Origin of the sequence: Mucilaginibacter sp. L3T2-6, assembly GCF_030519355.1 — a bacterium.
In the GTDB taxonomy this organism is placed as follows: Bacteria; Bacteroidota; Bacteroidia; order Sphingobacteriales; family Sphingobacteriaceae; genus Mucilaginibacter.
Genome location: NZ_JAUMKC010000005.1, coordinates 246,596 through 264,619 on the forward strand (window position 1 = coordinate 246,596; position 18,024 = coordinate 264,619).

The 18,024-nt window shown below is 45.3% G+C and carries 14 protein-coding genes; 8 read left to right on the forward strand and 6 right to left on the reverse strand.

Translation table 11 applies throughout. The features are described from left to right. Position 1: 1 nt before the first annotated feature. Both Q3W13_RS08365 and Q3W13_RS08370 read right to left on the reverse strand, forming a co-directional pair. Positions 2–1,282: an MFS transporter gene (locus tag Q3W13_RS08365; RefSeq protein WP_302862863.1), complete on the reverse strand. Its 1,281-nt coding sequence runs from the start codon at positions 1,280–1,282 to the stop codon at positions 2–4. Between the two features lie 83 nt (positions 1,283–1,365). After that, positions 1,366–1,800, reverse strand: coding sequence for a MarR family winged helix-turn-helix transcriptional regulator (locus Q3W13_RS08370; RefSeq protein WP_302862865.1), 435 nt, complete (start codon positions 1,798–1,800; stop codon positions 1,366–1,368). A gap of 242 nt (positions 1,801–2,042) precedes the next feature. Between Q3W13_RS08370 and Q3W13_RS08375 the strand changes: the two genes are divergently transcribed. The 6 genes from Q3W13_RS08375 to Q3W13_RS08400 all read left to right on the forward strand — a co-directional run bounded on the left by Q3W13_RS08375 (position 2,043) and on the right by Q3W13_RS08400 (position 9,027). Then, positions 2,043–5,375: a DUF4175 family protein gene (locus Q3W13_RS08375; protein ID WP_302862867.1), complete on the forward strand. Its 3,333-nt coding sequence runs from the start codon at positions 2,043–2,045 to the stop codon at positions 5,373–5,375. 1 nt (position 5,376) lies between these two features. After that, entirely contained in the window at positions 5,377–5,799 is a 423-nt protein-coding gene (locus Q3W13_RS08380; RefSeq protein WP_302862869.1) for an ATP-binding protein, read from the forward strand. After that, positions 5,799–6,230, forward strand: a complete 432-nt coding sequence (ybeY, locus tag Q3W13_RS08385; protein ID WP_302862872.1) for an rRNA maturation RNase YbeY — start codon at positions 5,799–5,801, stop codon at positions 6,228–6,230. The genes Q3W13_RS08380 and ybeY overlap by 1 nt, the downstream gene beginning before the upstream one ends. Before the next feature lie 79 nt (positions 6,231–6,309). Beyond that, complete coding sequence (locus Q3W13_RS08390; protein ID WP_302862875.1) at positions 6,310–6,822, forward strand: glutathione peroxidase; 513 nt, start codon at positions 6,310–6,312, stop codon at positions 6,820–6,822. 224 nt (positions 6,823–7,046) lie between these two features. Continuing rightward, on the forward strand, positions 7,047–7,799 hold the full coding sequence (locus Q3W13_RS08395; protein ID WP_302862878.1) for a hypothetical protein: 753 nt from the start codon (positions 7,047–7,049) through the stop codon (positions 7,797–7,799). A gap of 79 nt (positions 7,800–7,878) precedes the next feature. Continuing rightward, the gene (locus Q3W13_RS08400; RefSeq protein WP_302862880.1) at positions 7,879–9,027 is read left to right on the forward strand and encodes an NAD(P)/FAD-dependent oxidoreductase; all 1,149 of its coding nucleotides are present in this window, start codon (positions 7,879–7,881) and stop codon (positions 9,025–9,027) included. A gap of 24 nt (positions 9,028–9,051) precedes the next feature. Here Q3W13_RS08400 and Q3W13_RS08405 read toward each other — a convergent pair whose 3' ends face one another. Together Q3W13_RS08405 and fucP are read right to left on the reverse strand one after the other, a co-directional pair. After that, a complete protein-coding gene (locus Q3W13_RS08405) occupies positions 9,052–10,260 on the reverse strand; it encodes an outer membrane beta-barrel protein (RefSeq protein ID WP_302862882.1) in 1,209 nt (402 codons plus the stop codon). Between the two features lie 159 nt (positions 10,261–10,419). Further along, on the reverse strand, positions 10,420–11,646 hold the full coding sequence (gene fucP, locus Q3W13_RS08410; RefSeq protein ID WP_302862884.1) for an L-fucose:H+ symporter permease: 1,227 nt from the start codon (positions 11,644–11,646) through the stop codon (positions 10,420–10,422). A 231-nt stretch (positions 11,647–11,877) separates the two neighbouring features. Here fucP and ffh point away from each other — a divergent pair, with 231 nt between their 5' ends. Further along, positions 11,878–13,203 (forward strand): signal recognition particle protein, encoded by a 1,326-nt coding sequence (gene ffh / locus Q3W13_RS08415; protein ID WP_302862887.1) that lies wholly within the window; start codon positions 11,878–11,880, stop codon positions 13,201–13,203. Between the two features lie 81 nt (positions 13,204–13,284). Here ffh and Q3W13_RS08420 read toward each other — a convergent pair whose 3' ends face one another. Both Q3W13_RS08420 and Q3W13_RS08425 read right to left on the reverse strand, forming a co-directional pair. Further along, the gene (locus Q3W13_RS08420; RefSeq protein WP_302862889.1) at positions 13,285–14,484 is read right to left on the reverse strand and encodes a DUF1501 domain-containing protein; all 1,200 of its coding nucleotides are present in this window, start codon (positions 14,482–14,484) and stop codon (positions 13,285–13,287) included. 85 nt (positions 14,485–14,569) lie between these two features. Beyond that, complete coding sequence (locus Q3W13_RS08425) at positions 14,570–15,949, reverse strand: DUF1800 family protein (RefSeq protein WP_302862892.1); 1,380 nt, start codon at positions 15,947–15,949, stop codon at positions 14,570–14,572. 124 nt (positions 15,950–16,073) lie between these two features. Here Q3W13_RS08425 and Q3W13_RS08430 point away from each other — a divergent pair, with 124 nt between their 5' ends. Next, the gene (locus tag Q3W13_RS08430; RefSeq protein ID WP_302862895.1) at positions 16,074–18,005 is read left to right on the forward strand and encodes a DUF3857 domain-containing protein; all 1,932 of its coding nucleotides are present in this window, start codon (positions 16,074–16,076) and stop codon (positions 18,003–18,005) included. Positions 18,006–18,024 lie beyond the last annotated feature (19 nt).

The following is an 18,024-nucleotide window of genomic DNA, read 5'->3' on the forward strand; positions in this document are numbered from 1 at the left end:
CTTACACCGCCTGTAAAGGATGCTCCTGATCCTTTAAGATCATATCCTGTTCCTTCTTCAGTTTCTCCCGGCGCAGGTAACGCCAGTGCAGGCCGCCTATTGCTAAAGCAGCAACTCCCTCGAACAATAAGGTATCGGATGCGCCGATAAAGTGCGACACAAAGCCTACGAGTAAACCGCCCAGTGGCTGCATACCAAAAAAGGCCATGGCATAAAAGCTGATGACCCGGCCGCGCATATCGGGCGCTACGGTAGTTTGTATCAGCGTATTGCTTACCGTAATCTGCGACATCATGCCAAAACCGGCTATGGTTGCAAAAGCCAGGGCCAGCCCATAATGATGCTCGTGAGAGAATAATATAAGCCCTGCACCAAATACCAGCGTGTTGATAAACAGGATTTTTTTAAGATTTGCGCCAGCCTTTTGCGATGCCAGGAATATGGCGCCCAAAAAGGCACCCAACCCTATAAAACTGTCGATAACGCCAAATGTAGAGGCTGTTCCGTTAAAAACGTCTTTGGCATAATAGGCTATCAGTGTGTTAAACGGTAAAACCATCAGGCTGATCAAGCCGAGCATCATTAATATAAATGCGATCGACGGCGTACGTTTGAGATAAGATAAGCCTTCTTTCAATTCGCCGAATACGTTTTTGGGATGTTCTTTCCGTTGATAGGCGGGCAGCTTCATCATGAGCAATGAGCAAATTACCGCCACAAAGCTTAATGCGTTAAACAAAAAGCAAACGCCATCGCCCAGGGCTTCCAGCACCAGTCCCGCCAATGCGGGCCCCACAATACGCGAAAGGTTTACCATCGATGAATTTAGAGCCAGCGCATTCGGCAGATCGTTCTTATCGTTCACCATCTCATAAACCAGCGCCTGCCGTGCCGGCACATCGAAAGCATTGATTATACCGAGCATAACGCTTAAGCCTAATATCTCCCAGACCTGGTAATGATTGAACAATATCAGTATCGCCAGCAACCCTGCCTGTACCAGCGAGGCGATCTGTGTAATGAGCAACACCTTATAGCGGTTGTACCTGTCGGACACTACGCCGCCAATAAGCGAAAATAAAAAAGAGGGGAATAAACTTGCAAAGAGTGTTACCCCGAGCATCAGGGTAGAATGTGTTAAAGAATAAATCACCCAGCTTACTGCCGTCTTCTGCATCCAGGTACCGATAAGCGATACAGATTGCCCGGCAAAATATAACCTGTAATTGCGGCTTTTAAAGGCAGCGAATGTTCTGAATGATTTAATAGTTTGTGTTGTCATTTATTCCTTCCCTCGTATCGTTTCATTAAAAAGAACCGTAGGTTCAATATGATTGGAGCGCCTGATGTAAATCTGCATTTGTATCAAGCCGCAATAATCTTACCTAATGGCGCCAGCATTTTTCTTAATAAATCCTGCTCTTCCGGCGTACATGCCCTGGTTATAGCGTTTGCCAGCCACTCATCACGCTCATGCCTGAACTGCAGCAATGTTTGTTCACCAAGTTCCGACAGCGATATATTTACTTTCCGGCCGTCCGTCTCTGAAGCTGTGCGGGTAACGTACCCTAATTCAGACAAATGGTTTAACACCTGTGACATGGATTGGTTGGTGATCATCTCGTTAGCGGCCAGTTCGCTCGGCAGCATGGCCTTGTTTTGATAAAGCTGCGACATGGTCGACCGCTCTGTCAGCGAAAGTTGCCGCCCGGTAGGCGATTCCTTGCGGAGCTTTTTTACCAGCCGCGTGATAGCACTCCGGAGATCTGAAGCCAATTGAATGTCAATACCGGTTTCCATATTTATTAAGTTAAACTAATAAGTTTACCTTACAAATATCGTTAACTTGATAAACATGACCGTCATTCAATTGTAAGTGTTTCGCCGGACTAACGGCCCCAGTAATCCCGCCCTGTTTAGAGTGCCTGTTTAAACAAACCGGTAGGCTGCCGCTTATTTTCAGTCGCAAAATTTTCCTAATTTCCCGCTGTATTAATTTGCGCATCTTTACGTTAAATATGCTGCAGATTTTGCGCTGAAATATGAACGCTACCGATAATTATCAGCTCTTAATTGATAAGATAAACATCTTTATCCGGAAATATTATTTCAATAATTTTCTGCGCGGACTGATATTTTTGGGTGCGGGCTTATTCTCGGCTTACGTGGTTATTACCGTCAGCGAGTATTTCGGCAATTTCAATACGCTTTTCCGTACACTGCTCTTTTACCTGTTTATCCTGCTCAACCTTAGTTTGGTCATCTGGCTGATCATGCCTCCGCTGCTGGCCTGGATGAAGCTGGGCAAATCGTTAACCCATGACGAAGCTGCCGAAATTATAGGCAGGCATTTTAGCGATGTGCATGATAAATTGTTAAACACATTGCAGCTAAAAAAACAGGCCGGGCAGGATGCGCGCCATGCCGCGTTGATAGAGGCAAGCATCAACCAGAAAATTGAGGCATTGAAGCCGGTGAGTTTTCCATCGGCCATAAACATCCGGGAGAACCGCAAATATTTAAAATGGCTGCTGCTGCCTGCAGGGGTGATCTGCATTATAGCCTTTGCAGCCCCGTCGATATTAACAGAAAGCACCAAAAGGCTTATCCGCCATAACGAATATTTTGCACCGGTTGCGCCTTTTAATTTCGTTGTACAAAATAAAACCTTGTCGGCCGTGCAGGGCGATGATCTGAAGCTCGACCTTAAATTGACGGGCGATAAACTCCCCGCAGATGTTTACGTAGAAGCAGGCAGTAATTCATTTAAGCTGGATAAAGAGAACCTTACCCGCTTTCACTACCTGTTTACTAACCTGCAGCAGAATACCACTTTCAGGCTGACAGCCAATGGTTTTACGTCTCAGCCTTACGAGATAAAGGTCAACCTGCGCCCGGCCCTGCTGCATTTTGACGTGGCGCTCAATTATCCTGCTTACCTGCACAAAAAGAATGAGACCGTAAAAAATGCAGGAGACCTTACCATTCCCGCCGGTACAGTGGTCACCTGGCAACTGCATACGCAGAACGCCTCGTCGCTGATATTCAGCATGAACGGTAGCGGCGGAAGCGTTAGCCCTCAGCAGCCAGACCTCTTTGAACACAGAGAGCGCATCGTAAAAAACAGCGTTTACAAAATAACCCCGCTTAACGGGAATGTTAACCATGCCGACTCGGCTAACTACCGGGTAAATGTTATTGCTGACGAAATGCCTGCCATCACTGTGGAGGAAAAGCAGGACTCGGTGAGTATGAAGACGCTCTATTTTAACGGGCGAATACAGGACGATCATGGTTTTTCATCGCTTAACTTTCATTATGTGGTGGGCCCGCCGGGAGATAAAACCAATGTTAAAAGTTATAGCAAACCCGTTAAAGCTGAGTTGAATGCGCCACAATCGGACTTTTTTTATTTGTGGAACCTGAAGGACATGGGCATAAAGCCGGGAGATCAGGTTACTTATTATTTCGAGGTAGCTGATAACGACGGAGTTAACGGACCTAAAAAGGTGCGTTCGCCGGAGCGTACCATCAACATTCCTGATGCGAAGGAACTCAATAATCAACTGAACGCCGGTACGCAGGTGGTGAAGCAAAAAATGGAATCGGCTATTAAACTTGCCGGGCAGATTGAAAAAGATCAGCAGAAGATCAATCAGCTGCTGCTGAACAAAAACAACCTTACCTTCGACGAAAAAAAGCAGGTGCAGGATTTGTTGCAGAAGCGAAAAGACCTGGAAGACCTGGTAAAAGAAATACATGAAGATAACAGAAAAAACCTTTATAACCGGCAGGAAAGCCAGCAGCAAACCGAGGAGCTGAATGAAAAACAACAGCAGATGGATAAGCTGCTGAAAGACCTGCTCGACCCAAAAACACAGGAGATGCTGCAGCGCTTGCAGGAGATGCTGGACCAGGAACAGAAAGAAAGCGCCCGAAATGAGCTGCAAAAAATGCAGATGGATAATAAATCGCTGAAGAAAGAGCTCGACCGCATGCTGGAGCTTTATAAAAAGCTGGAGTTTGAACAGAAACTCAACCAAAATGCAGATCAGTTAAACAAACTTTCAGAACAACAGCAGCAATTATCAGAACAGGCCAAACAGCCCAACGCGGACCAGCAAAGCCTGCAGCAGCAACAGCAAAAGCTGAATAACGATTTCCAGGACATTAAAAAATCGCTGGATGAGCTGAAGAAGGCAAACGACCAGGCCGAACACAAGCAAAACTTTGACGACCCCAAAAAGGACGAGGAAAGTATAGAGCAGCAGATGCAAAAAAGCAGCGATGCGCTGAATAAAAAAGATAATAAAAAAGCATCAGAATCCCAGAAGCAGGCCGCTAAGGAAATGAAGCAGTTAGCCGGCAAGATGCAGCAAAAAGAAGCCGAAGGCGAGGAAAGCGAAAACAGTGTTGACGCACAGCAGTTGCGCGAGTTGTTGAAAAACCTGGTGAACAGCTCATTTCAGCAGGAAAAGGTGATGCAGACACTGAAGACCACCAATCCGTCGGACCCGAATTACACCAAGCTGGCGCAAACCCAAAAGGATATAAAAGATAATCTTAAAACCGCCGAAGACAGCCTTTATTCGCTGAGCAGACGCGTTCCGCAGATACAGTCGACCGTGAATACGGAGATCACCAGCATTAACAGCCATATCAGCGATGCGCTGGATAACCTTGGAGACAGGCGCACTGCCGAGGCTACACGCCACCAGCAATACGCCATGACAAGCATGAACAACCTGGCGCTGTTATTGAGCGAAGCATTAGCGCAAATGCAAAATTCGCCCAAAAGCGGCAAAGGGAAAGGTAAACAGCAAACGGTATCGCAACTGGCCCGGATGCAGGAGCAATTGAATAAAAACATGGAAAAAGCCCGGCAGCAAATGCAGCAGCAGGGCCAGAAGGGCAACCAGGGAAAAAATCAGAGCGGTGATGGTAATTTAAGTGAACAATTAGCTAAATTAGCGCGGCAACAACAGCAGATTCGTGAGGCATTACAGCAAATAAACCGGCAGGAAAACAAGGACGGCAAGGGCGGATTGGGCGATTTGGATAAAATTTCGAAAGAAATGGAACAAACCGAGCGCGATCTCGTAAACAGGCGAATAACGGAAGATGCAATCAAGCGTCAGCAGCAAATTCAAACCCGTTTACTGGAAGCCGAAAAAGCTGAACAGGAACGGGAGCAAGACCAGCAGCGTGAAAGCAATGCAGGAAAAGATATGCCGCCGGGATATATAAAGGCATTGCAGGAATACCAGCAGGCCAAACAAAAACAAACGGAGCAGATACGGACGGTACCGGCTGCACTTAATTTTTATTATAAATCAAAAATAAAAACATACTTTGATCTACTCAACGCTAAATGATATGGACCAATCAAATATTCAGGCAGGTGAACTTTACACATTGCAGCTTCCTTCAAAACGAGAGAGCATAGCTTTGCTGGAAAATTTGGTGGAAGAAATTGCAGACAGGCACCATGTAGGCGAAGATACGTTCGCCAATATGATGACCTGCCTTAGCGAAGTTGGCAATAATGCCATTGTGCACGGAAATAAGCTTGATGAAAGCAAAAAGGTTATTGTAAATGCTGAAGTTGACGGAAAGCGCATTATCTGGACTGTTACCGACGAGGGCGAAGGCTTTGATTACAACAACCTGCCTGACCCAACCGCTCCGGAAAACCTGGAAAGCCTTACAGGCCGCGGCGTGTTTATTATTAAACACCTGGCAGACCAGTGCATATTCAACGCCAAAGGCAACGAAGTTGAACTTCACTTTAAGATATAATGCCCGCCATCAACTTTTTTGAAGAAGACATCGCCTATAAGTTAAAACAAAAAACAGCTGTACGCAACTGGGTAACCGAGACCATACAAGCGGAAGGCTTTAAGCTAAAGGAACTCAACTACATCTTTTGCTCAGACAATTATCTGCTGCAGATCAACCAGCAATATCTGGATCACGATACTTATACTGATATTGTAACATTCGATAATTCCGATATCGCCCAAACCATTACAGGCGATATTTTTATTTCGATAGACCGCATTCGTGAAAATGCCGCAAAATTCGGGGTGACTGAAGCCAATGAGCTGCACCGTGTAATCATCCACGGAGCGCTCCACTTGCTGGGTTATAAAGATAAATCGCCCGCCGATAAAAAAAAAATGACATTAAAAGAGGATTTCTATTTGAACAAAAGAAGCTTTATTAGCTAATTTTACATTCGATATGCGGGCAACCATCTCGTTTCTTTACCCGTATTGCTAAGGCACAGAAACCAATTTATTTACAACAATGAAAATATTAGCATTAATTATCGCGCTTGCTTTCGTAACCGCGCCATCGTCAGTTTATGACTTTAAACTGAAATCAATCGAAGGGAAACCATTCTCGCTCGCCCAGTACAAAGGCAAAAAAGTACTGGTGGTAAACACTGCATCAAAATGCGGCTTTACTCCGCAATACGCCGACCTGCAGAAACTGGCTGAAACATATAAAGACAAGCTGGTGGTTGTTGGCTTCCCTGCCAATAACTTCGGTCAGCAGGAGCCGGGCGCTAACAGCGAGATAAAAAGCTTTTGCAAAGACCGTTATGGCGTAACTTTCCCGCTTAGCCAGAAGGTTAGCGTAAAAGGTGCAGATATCGACCCGCTGTTCAAATATTTAACTGAAGCGCCTAACCCTGATTTTACCGGCGAAATTCAATGGAATTTCGAAAAATTCCTGATCGATGAAAACGGAAAGCTGATCCACCGATTCCGCTCAAAAGTTACGCCGATGTCTGAAGAGATAACAAAATACTTATAAAATTCTTCACATTTAAAAGTAAAGGGCTTCCGGTAGCGGGGGCCCTTTACTTTTATACCAGCACCCGGACCGGTAACGATTTATCTCCGCCAATATCTGCTTTATCTGGCAATTGCGATTTAACCGGGCGATACTTTAACACGCGCATATTTCCGTTATCGGTGTTAATTTTTGTTAAATAGTAGGGATTAGATTAAGCGAAAGCCGTAGTTTTAACATTGCAAATGACACGGGGTTTAATTTTTTGTTTTCTGTTGATTGCCGGGAGATGTTTTTCGCAGGATAAAACGGTCGACGGTATCGTTTTTGACAAGGAAAGTAAAGACCGGATTGCTACCGTAATTGTTCATAATATTACAGCAGGCACATCTGTATTTAACAACTTAAAAGGCGAGTTTGCTATTGCCGCCCAAAAGGGTGATGTACTGGTTTTTTCGCGCCCCGAATATCATTCTGACACCTTAAAAGTTAAAGACGATTTTCATTTAGCAGTTTATATGGCCCCGCTCGCTATCCGGTTAAAAGAAGTTACGGTTCATGATACGGCGCTTACGCCAGCCAAACGCCTTGCGGCTACCAGGCAGGAATTCAGCAAAGCTTACGGCCCTTTGGCCTATAACGATTACCTGAGCAGCTCGCCGGGCAGTGGCGCAGGGCTTAGTATCGATGCTATTTATAACTCACTGAGCAAAAGCGGCCGCAATGCCGCACGCCTGCGCGAAATTATACAGGGCGATTATGAACAAAACGCCATCGACTTTAGGTTTAACCGTACCTACGTAGGTAAAATAACCGGGCTTACAGGCGAAAAGCTTACTGCTTTTATGCAGCGTTACAGGCCCGGGTATTACACTGTGTCCACTGCAAACGAATACGAGTTTGTAACAATGATCCGCAACAACCTGCGCAGATTTATGCGTAACCAGCGATTATATTCTCTCCCCGAGCTGGTGACCCCGCCTGTTACTAACAATTAGGTTACACCGGTTTATTCGCAATTTAATCATATATCTTAAAATTATTTCCTGGTCTGTTCGTCATCTGAATATCAACGATATGATGAACAGACTGATAAAAGATAAAGAAATAGCAATAGTAGGCGGTGGGCCCGGTGGTTTGACGCTTGCACGTCTGCTGCAAATGAACGGCGCTGAAGTAAAGGTTTATGAGCGGGATGCAAGCCCGGTAGCCCGCACGCAGGGTGCAACACTTGATCTGCATGAGGAGTCGGGACTGGCGGCGCTGCAAGCGGCTGGTTTGATGGACGAATTCAGAGCCAATTACCGTCCGGGCGCTGACAAAGTGCGGCTTGTTAATAAAATGGGGCAAATTATTATGGAAGATAGCGCCAACGCAACCGATGTAAGAAACCGCCCCGAGATTGACCGTGGCCCGCTGCAGAAAATACTGCACGCTTCGTTAAAACCGGGAACTGTGGTTTGGGACAGCCATTTCGTATCCATGTCGGAGCAGCATAATACATGGAGACTTGAATTTAAAAATGGCGACACCGCATTTGCAGATATTGTGATTGCTGCCGATGGCGCCAACTCAAAAATACGCCCTTATATTACTGACATTAAACCGTTTTGGATGGGCTATACCGCGATTGAAGGCGCTGTGTACAATTCGGCTGCAGCGTGTCCAAATATGCACCGGTTGTTAGATGGCGGTAAATTATTTGCCATGGGCGACAATAAAACGCTGATTGTTAGCTCAAAGGGCGATGGCAGCCTGGTTTTTTACCCGGGCTTTAAAAGCGCCGAAAACTGGGTGGACGAATGCGGAATAAACTTCGGCGATAAAGCGCAGGTGCTGGCCTGGTTTAAATCTGAATTCGCTGCCTGGGACAGCGTGTGGCATGAACTATTTGAAAACGCTAGTATAGGTTTCATCCCCCGGCCTCAATACTGCATGCCGCTCAACCAAATGTGGGAAGCTCTGCCCAATTTAACCATTATCGGCGATGCAGCCCACCTGATGCCGCCCTATGCCGGCGAGGGCGTAAACATGGCGATGCTGGACGCACTGGAATTAAGCCAATGCCTGATGAGTGATAATTTTGAAGACCTGGAACACGCCATTGCAGCCTTTGAAAAACAAATGCGTAAGCGGGCAGCTGAAGCCGCCCGGCAAAGCCTGGAATCGACGAAATTGCTGCATTCTGCGGAAGCGATTGAGTTTATGTCGCAGATGATTAGCTAAGTATACGATAATATTCCATTCAAATTAAAACCTATAATTTATCCCAACCTGAAAGGAACTTGTATTTATAATAAACACAGGATCATCGGTAACCGGGGTCTGAAAAATGTAAGCTGCGTTTATATCGAACTTTTTACCGACTACCACACCGCCTTTAATAACCGCCGGGATACGCCATCTTCTAAATGAAAAAGGGTCGGCCTGGGTTGGCGCATTAGAACCATCGGCAGTATTTTTATATACCTTATCAGAATATGATGAATTTCCTATTTGCGCGCCACCACCTGCATAAACCGACAACGCGTCGGACTTATAGAAGTTGTATATCAGCAAAGGCGTAATCGAAATTGTCAGCGTTTGATAGCTATAGTCGATATTTATTTTCGGCGTAACCTGTTGGTCATAATTTACGCTATATTTACTTAAAGCAGCCACAGCCTCAACGCCTAACTCAACACGTTGTGTATTGGGATTTAAAAATATGCGAAAGCCAGCCCTAAAAGCAGGCATAACCGAAGATGCATCTTTTCCGCCGGCGCGGTCATAACCGGTATTTACCTGATGTGTGGTGCTTGCAAAGTTAGCCGCAATGCCACCATAAAAATAGGTATTCTTACCTTCGGCACTCGCAGCTTTATACTCTTCGGCACTGAGTTTGTTTATTTTACCCACTATTTGCATCAAAGCGGACTTTTCATAGTCAGCTTTGATTAGTCTGTTAGTGAGGGCATCATTTAGCGCCCCAAATTTTAATGCCAGCGTATTAAGCTGTCTCAAATAGGTTTGATCTGTTTTCGTACGTAACGTTCCATTCTCATCATTCACCTGGTAAATGCCAAACCTTAGTTCCACGGGCATTGGCGCAGATGTTTCTGCTATAAAATACCGTGTTTTCAAATAATCAGCATAACTATACAAAATAACGTTGCGGCCTTTTTGCAGAACCTGCAAAAAAGCATCGGCTATTCTGAATGAGGTATCTCTCGCGGTGCCAATACGGTTGACGTCGGTAACATTGGTGCTTATCGGCCCGGAATAACTTATGAAGCTATAAACGCCGGTAGAGAATGCTTTAGTGGTTGCAGGCGTGTAGCGTTCCGGCCTGTCTGCCAGGCTTCGTTTGAATGCTATTTCCTCCGGATTGCTATTCCATTCCCGCACGCCTATATATCCACGCACGGTATCGTTATTTTTTAGTACTACATACCCGGGCTGAAAACTAGCCTGGGCCATTGAAAATAAAGGGCAAAAAAAAGCAAGGAAGATTAAGGTTTTAAAAGGTTTCATCAATAATAAGGATTAATTAGTCCTTAAACATAAACATTTTACTGATTGAAATCCTGTAAAAATTAAATATTTAGTTTGATGTGCCTGCAGACACTCAGGCTGCCTTCAACCCTTCACCTTATATAACTTATACCCAAACATAAATATCACGGCATAACATATAATGGGCAAATAGTAAGCGGAAGCAACATTGTGGTTGGCGATCAGTCCCATCACGAAAGGAAAAAAAGCGCCGCCTACCACGCCCATAGATATAAAGGATGAGGCCTGCTGCGTGTGCGCACCAAGATTTTTTAGTCCGAGGCTGAATATTGTAGGGAACATAATGCTGAAGAAAAAATTGATCATCAGCAAGGCGATATAGGAAGCCCACCCTAAGCCCTGCGCTGCCAAAATGCAGCTGACAATGCTGCCCATGGCAAATGCGGCCAGCAGTTTATTGGGGGCAATAACACGCATTAACGCGGTGCCAACAATCCGGCCCAAAGCCATCATCGCCATAAAGAGCATCATGTATTCGCCTGCGGTATCTTTGCTAAAATGCATTACCTCCTGGCCATAGTTAATAAAGAATGCCCAGGTGCCGCCCTGCGCTGCAACATTGAAAAATTGAGCAACTACGGCCCAAACAAAATGTTTATGACTGAATAAAGGTTTCGCCGGCTCAGTGTCCACATTTGCAGCTCCGGGTTCTTCGGCTTCCGCATGCGTTAGCGCCAGCCGGGGAATTTTTAAAAACAGGAACGCTATAGCAATAACAACCAGTACACAAGCTATGCCGGTATAAAGCGTCTTGACGGAAGATAAATCCCCGGATTCGCCGCCGGTTGCCCGCAACAGAAAATATGTGCCTATGCCCGGGCCTATAATTGTACCGATTGCATTAAAGGTTTGCGCAAAATTAATGCGCTGGTCGCTGGTGCGCTGGTCGCCCAGGGCAGCCGCGAAAGGATGGGCAACCGTCTCGAGCGTAGCCATGCCACAGCCCATAATAAACAAGGCTATCCTGAAAAAATTAAATGATGCCGCGTTTGCCGCAGGAACAAATAAAAACAGGCCGCCGGCAAATAAGGTCAGTCCAAGTATAACGCCTGGCTTATACCCAAACCGTTTAAGGAATGCCCCGGCCGGGATACTCATTACAAAGTAGGCGCCGAAAACCGAAAATTGTATCAAACCCGATTTGGATTTGGATAGATTTAAAACATCCTGAAAATGCTTATTCAGCACATCGCTCATGGCGTGCAGCACGCCCCACATCAGGAACAATGAGGTAACAAAAATAAAGGTTACTATAAATCGCTTTTCGGTAAAAGGTGCTTTTTGCTCCATGTTTTTGGGTTTACGGTTTGTTCGCAGCCACTAAAATTAGAAAATTTATCCGGGTTTGCGCAATCCATAAGGATTTGAAAGGTACCGCAGATGATAGTAAAACGGCAGGATGGACAACGGACCGTTGCGATACAAACGATTAAAATCAGTGCGGAAGCGGATTAATCCTAAAAGCTTTCAATCTTACAAATCTTAGTTTACCTTTGTATCCTCAAAATCAGCTGATAAATAATGTTTGAAAATCTTTCGGATAAGCTCGACAGGGCCTTTAAAGTACTAAAAGGCCAGGGAACCATTACTGAAATAAACGTGGCCGAAACCATGAAGGAAATCCGCAAGGCCCTTCTTGACGCCGACGTTAACTATAAAACTGCCAAAACTTTTACGGACGAGGTTAAGCAAAAAGCCCTCGGCCAAAACGTATTAACCGCTATTTCGCCGGGTCAGTTACTCACCAAGATAATGAACGACGAGCTGGCCGCACTGATGGGTGGTACAACTTCGGACATTAGCCTTTCAGCGAACCCAACTATTATATTAATTGCGGGCTTAAACGGTGCGGGTAAAACCACCTTCACAGGCAAGCTGGCCAATTACTTAAAGACACAGAAGAACAAAAAGGTATTACTGGTTGCCGATGACGTTTACCGCCCGGCGGCTATTGAGCAGCTACAGGTATTAGGCAAGCAGATTGATGTGCCGGTATACGCCAACCTTGAATCAAAAGACCCGATTGCCATTGCCCGCGAAGGCATTGCCCAGGCAAAGCAAAACCATAACAACGTAGTAATTATAGATACCGCGGGCCGGCTGTCGATAGACGAGGCCATGATGGTGGAGATTGAAAACGTAAAGGCCGCAGTTAACCCGCACGAGATTTTGTTTGTGGTTGATGCCATGACCGGCCAGGATGCCGTGAATACCGCCAAGGTATTTAACGACCGCCTTGACTTTACCGGCGTTGTGCTTACCAAATTAGATGGCGACACCCGCGGTGGTGCGGCACTGTCTATCAAATCGGTAGTTAATAAGCCGATAAAATTCATTGGTACCGGCGAGAAAATGGAAGCGCTCGACGTTTTCCACCCCGACCGTATGGCATCGCGTATCCTGGGCATGGGCGACGTAATATCGCTGGTGGAGCGTGCTCAACAGCAATTTGATGAAAAGGAAGCTGCGGAGCTGCAAAAAAAGATACGCAAAAATAAATTCGACTTTAACGACTTCTACAGCCAGATACAACAAATAAAGAAAATGGGTAACATGAAAGACCTGATGGGCATGATACCCGGCGTTGGCAAAATGATGAAAGATGTGGAGGTTGACGACAATGCATTTAAAGCGATCGAGGCCATTATCCAATCGATGACCCCCTACGAAAAGAGCAACCCCGACAGCATCAATCAGAGCCGCCGTACACGTATAGCAAATGGCTCGGGCACCAACCTTACCGAGGTTAACCGCCTGATCAAGCAATTTGAGGACATGCGCAAGGTGATGAAGCAGATGAGCAACCCGGCTGCTATGGCCAGCCTGATGCGCAGGTTGCCCCGTTGATTAGGAAAGCAGCAGTTTCGATTTCGGAATTTAAAATATGCAGAGGCGCAAAATTTGCGTCTCTGCATATTTTGTTATGGCTTATATAAATTTCATGCGCCCAAACTCTTTGCCTAAAACAACGCTATTACTCACATCCAGCCATTTATCCAGCAGGGTAGCGTATACATCCCTAAAGTCGACAGTGTATTTCAAGTCTCCGTTATCCAGCTGTACCAAATCCGGCGCGTCGTTATAAATGCCTGCCTTTTTTAGCTTTCCACCGAACAAAAGGATATTATTAGCTGTGCCGTGGTCGGTGCCATTGCTGGCGTTCTGCTCAACGCGGCGGCCAAATTCACTGAAGGTCATCACCAGGGTATCATCCAGCTTGCCGGTTTGTTTAAGATCTTTAATGAACGCTGCTACGGCATCTCCATAAATTTTCAGCTGCCGCCCTTGCTGTGGCTGTTGTGCTACATGGGTGTCAAAGCCACTCAGTGAAACATAGTAGACATGTGTTTCGAGTCCAGAATTGATAAACTTGGACACAGTTTTAAGTTGATTGGCAAATGGCGTTGCCGGATAATCCCCTTTTACGGTGTACGTCTTCGATGTCTGTTGAATGTATTCTGCCGATGAATAGGTTTCTGCCATGGTTTTATATAAATAACCGAGGTTATCTTCATTCAGATTGGCATCATTATGGTTATGCACCAGCTCCTTAAAAAAAGGCTCGCGGGTGGTTTGAAATAGCTTATCCGGATCTTCAACAGCAATGCCCTTCATCTTTGCGCCTTTCATCGCCAGCGAAAGCGTGTCATCCACTTCAATAGCGGTATAAGGATTTTTACAGACGGCACAATTTGAGTCAAGATAACGGCCGATCCATCCCGTAGTTAAAAACTGGTTGGATTCACTAGCGGTTTGCCAGATATCCATCGAGCGGAAGTGCGAGCGGTCGGGATTGGGGTAGCCTACTGAATTGATAATGCCCATCCATCCCTGGTCGTAAATTTCTTTGAGAGCAGATAAATTGGGATTAAGCCCCTGCATATCATCCAATTTCACAACATCGTTTTTGCCGACAGCAATGGTGGTACGTTTTTGATAATAGATGTCGTTTCCATACGGAACAATCGTATTCAACCCGTCATTGCCGCCGGATAGCTGGATAATCACTAAATTCTTATGGCCACCCAATTCGGCAGAAGCCATCGCCTCGAAAGGTTTTAAAAAAGCCGGTATCATCATTGCCCCTGTGGCAATGGCTGAATTCTTAAAAAAGTTTCTTCTATTCATAAGCCCCCCAAACCTCCGCAACTGCGGAAGAGTTAATGTTTATATTTTATAACCCACGACAGCTCCCCTTTAGGGGCTGAGGGCCCTAACACAGTTGATATTCCGGTGTCGAAACGCTTTGTATTAATGCTGTTTTAATATCCGCAGCCCTGCCAAGTTCTGTAGCGAGCACTTTGCTGACTGGCGGCTGCAGAATAAATGCCGCAATGTTGTTTTTTGATGTGCCCGGGGGTATAGATTTTAACAATTTGTCCCAATCGGCTTGCGCCTGTATGCGGGCGTTTACAAATTGCTGCTGGTTATGCGAAGCCGCTATGTAGGCCTCCTCCTCGGGGTCGGCTTTGCCTTTAAAATCTATTACGCCACCGTTTAATATTATCGACGGTATCTTTAGCCGGTACATTAATGACGAGCTGTCGATCCAGTTGCGTCCGCCCGGCCAGCCCGCCACATTGGGCGGATAAAATAATACCTGCCCAAGCACTTTCTGGAATTGCAGCATAATCTCCGGCCGTTGATAGTTTACATAAAATTGCCGGTTCAATCCCACCAAAAGCTCAACAGGCGACTTAACTATATTGCCCACATTTTGCTCTCCGTAAAACCAGGGAGCGGTAAAAACAAATTGAAGCAGGGGTTTTATTTCATAATTATTTCGATAAAACACATCTGCCATGGCGGCGATGTGCCCGGCGTCGGGCGTTTCATTAACCAAATATTTGTAGAGTTTTGTACTGATGAATACCGCTGTTTGTTTTTGCCCGAGCAGACGGTCGATAATATCTTCGCCGGTTAAGTTACCGGTTTTGCCAAGGAACCTTTTTTCGCCGTCATCATGCAGGAAAGATCGCATGGCAAACTTGCCATCCTTATTAAATCCCCAGCCGGTAAATGCCCGGGCCGACTCCTTTACATCTTGTTCGGTATAGTTTCCGCGGCCAATAGTAAAGAGCTCCATCAGCTCGCGTGCAAAATTCTCATTGGGATGTCCTTTACGGTTTTGCTGATTATTTAAAAATTGCAGCATAGCGGGCGACCTGGACACCTCAAGTACCAGCTCCCGGAAGTTACCCAGGGCATGTTCCCGCTGAATATTGTTCAACTGCTGTGCAAATTGCGCTTGCCGGGTGCGGCAGGCAAAATGATTGTGCCAAAAAAGGGTCATTTTCTCGCGCAGCACGGCATCGGTATTGCTCATGCGCTCCATCCAGGCTTCGTTCAGGCTTCTTTCCTGCCGGCGCTGCAGCTGCATAAATTGCTTCCTTTCGGCTTTGTCGCCTCTTAACATCGTGGTATAGCCCGCATCGCCCGTGATAATATCAAGAGGTTGATAGTTTTCGGATGATTTGAACAACCCGGTAAGCGCCTGGCTTATATCAAGATTTCGGGCGGCATTAATTTCATCAAACCTTAAACCGAAGCCCGCGCGCGCATACAAGTGTTTTATCTGCCTGAGATTATCCATAATAAGGGTATTGTGGGTTTAAGACTGATGCCCGCGGCAAAAGGTTTAATATCAGTACTGCACGCTAATAAATTATTTTACTAATTAAAATAATTTATATATTCGATGTATTAAACCCTATTAATTGAAACGACTATTCGTGCTCTTGTTGCAGTGCTGTGCAATAACCTTTGTGCAAGGGCAAACTCAACACCTTGGACAGATTGATACTGCCGACCTTAAGCTAACATCGTGCGACTTTGAAAAAGGAGCCAATGCAATGGTTTTATTTGATAAGACCGAGGTTAATGCCCTTACTGATGTTACTATAATAACACGCCATCGCCGGGTTAAGATATTGAACAAAAAAGGACTTGAACAAGCGGATGTTACAATAGAATATACCAGCAAAGACCATTTTGAGAAAATAACCGATGTCGAAGCCCATACCGTGTATCTTGAAAACGGCGTTATTAAAACCATCCCGGTAGATAAAACGCTCATTTACAAACAAACTGAGGACAAAAGCACTAAAACATTAAAGTTTAGCTTTCCAGCTGTGAGGCCGGGGGCAATTGTAGAGTTTACCTATACCCGGACGGTTGATTTTCCGGGCGATGTGCCGGACTGGAATTGCCAGGAATCGCTTCCGGTAAGGTACAGTTTGTTCGATAAAAAAATAACTACCGGCTATAGCTATAAAATATTATCGAGGGTTTATCAGGGATACGATAAAAACGTAAGAGAAGCCATCCGGAACAGCTCGAACGACTCTACAGGGGTGCACTATTTATGGGCCATAAAAGATGTGGAGTCGTTTACCGACGAGCCTTTCACTACCACCCCTGAAGATAATATCCAGAATACCCGCTTTTTTTTATTACAAACGCCCTATAACGATATGAAGCTTCGCCCAAGGGTTCATACCTGGCCGCCCGTAACCGGTTTGCTGCTGAACGACCCATATCTGCGCGACGAATTGACTAAAAATTTAAAGGACGATAGCACGTTAGCCGCCGCCAAACTGCTTAATACTGATGAAGAAAAAATAGGGCTTTTATTTAACCGTGTAAAAAATAAGATGAAGTGGAACAATCGTTACGGTACGGAAACTAATGACGGTATAAAGAAAGCATGGGAAAATAAGCGAGGCAACAGCGCGGAGATAAACCTGGTGCTTTATAATTTTTTAAGGATGGCAGGTATTAAAAGTAACCTAACCTTTATCAGCACACGGTCTAACGGGCGGATAGAGCTGGATTTACCGGATGTACGAGACTTCAATACGATGGTATTAAGCGTTACTGCAAACAAGAAAACTTATATTCTGGATGCTACCAGCCCATACAACACCTACAATTCCATACCTTTTGAACTGCTGAACTGTTACTCGCTCACCATTGATCCGGCAGCAAAAAATTATGACCTAAAGGTTGTTAAAGACACTATACCGGTTAGAAAAGCCATTTTTGTTAATGCGCAGATAAAGGCAGACGGAAAGTTGGAGGGAACAGCACATATATCCAGCTACGGGTGCCTCAAAACAAATCACCTGGCTGCTTATGCCGAAGATGGTGAATCTAAATTCAAAGAATCATTAACCGCGGGCGATAATAATCTGAAAATACTTTCGCTGAAGAGAGAAAATATGGAGGCTGACTCCTTGCCACTGATTGAAAGCGTTGGCTTTAAACTTGACCTTACCAGCTCGGATGAGAATTACATCTATGTTACTCCGACCGTATTAACATCATTCAGAAATAACCCTTTTATCAACGAGAAGCGACAGGCCGATATCGACTTTGGCTATATAGGCAGTTATTCGATAAGAAGCCTGTATAAAATGCCTGCAGGGTATAAGGCAGATGCCCTGCCGCAGGGCGTATCAATGACAATGCCGAACAAAAGCATTAGCTTTAAACGTATTGTATCTGAACAAGACGGACAGATATTGATCCGTTTTAGCATAGATTTTTCCAAATCAGTTTTTTCTGTGGATGAATACCCCGCCATCCATGATTTTTATAAAAAGATGTTCGAAATGCTGAATGAGCAGATAGTGCTTAAGAAGACATGAGCGAATACCTTTATATCAG

What these genes read in the sequence shown, in the direction of transcription:
- Q3W13_RS08405 (WP_302862882.1), bottom strand. Translation starts at nt 10,260, where the DNA reads ATGGCCCAGGCTAGTTTTCAGCCCGGGTATGTAGTACTAAAAAATAAC.
- Q3W13_RS08425 (WP_302862892.1), bottom strand. Translation starts at nt 15,949, where the DNA reads ATGGATAATCTCAGGCAGATAAAACACTTGTATGCGCGCGCGGGCTTC.
- Q3W13_RS08390 (WP_302862875.1), top strand. Translation starts at nt 6,310, where the DNA reads ATGAAAATATTAGCATTAATTATCGCGCTTGCTTTCGTAACCGCGCCA.
- Q3W13_RS08365 (WP_302862863.1), bottom strand. Translation starts at nt 1,282, where the DNA reads ATGACAACACAAACTATTAAATCATTCAGAACATTCGCTGCCTTTAAA.
- fucP (WP_302862884.1), bottom strand. Translation starts at nt 11,646, where the DNA reads ATGGAGCAAAAAGCACCTTTTACCGAAAAGCGATTTATAGTAACCTTT.
- Q3W13_RS08380 (WP_302862869.1), top strand. Translation starts at nt 5,377, where the DNA reads ATGGACCAATCAAATATTCAGGCAGGTGAACTTTACACATTGCAGCTT.
- Q3W13_RS08370 (WP_302862865.1), bottom strand. Translation starts at nt 1,800, where the DNA reads ATGGAAACCGGTATTGACATTCAATTGGCTTCAGATCTCCGGAGTGCT.
- Q3W13_RS08375 (WP_302862867.1), top strand. Translation starts at nt 2,043, where the DNA reads ATGAACGCTACCGATAATTATCAGCTCTTAATTGATAAGATAAACATC.
- ffh (WP_302862887.1), top strand. Translation starts at nt 11,878, where the DNA reads ATGTTTGAAAATCTTTCGGATAAGCTCGACAGGGCCTTTAAAGTACTA.
- Q3W13_RS08400 (WP_302862880.1), top strand. Translation starts at nt 7,879, where the DNA reads ATGATGAACAGACTGATAAAAGATAAAGAAATAGCAATAGTAGGCGGT.
- Q3W13_RS08420 (WP_302862889.1), bottom strand. Translation starts at nt 14,484, where the DNA reads ATGAATAGAAGAAACTTTTTTAAGAATTCAGCCATTGCCACAGGGGCA.
- Q3W13_RS08395 (WP_302862878.1), top strand. Translation starts at nt 7,047, where the DNA reads ATGACACGGGGTTTAATTTTTTGTTTTCTGTTGATTGCCGGGAGATGT.
- ybeY (WP_302862872.1), top strand. Translation starts at nt 5,799, where the DNA reads ATGCCCGCCATCAACTTTTTTGAAGAAGACATCGCCTATAAGTTAAAA.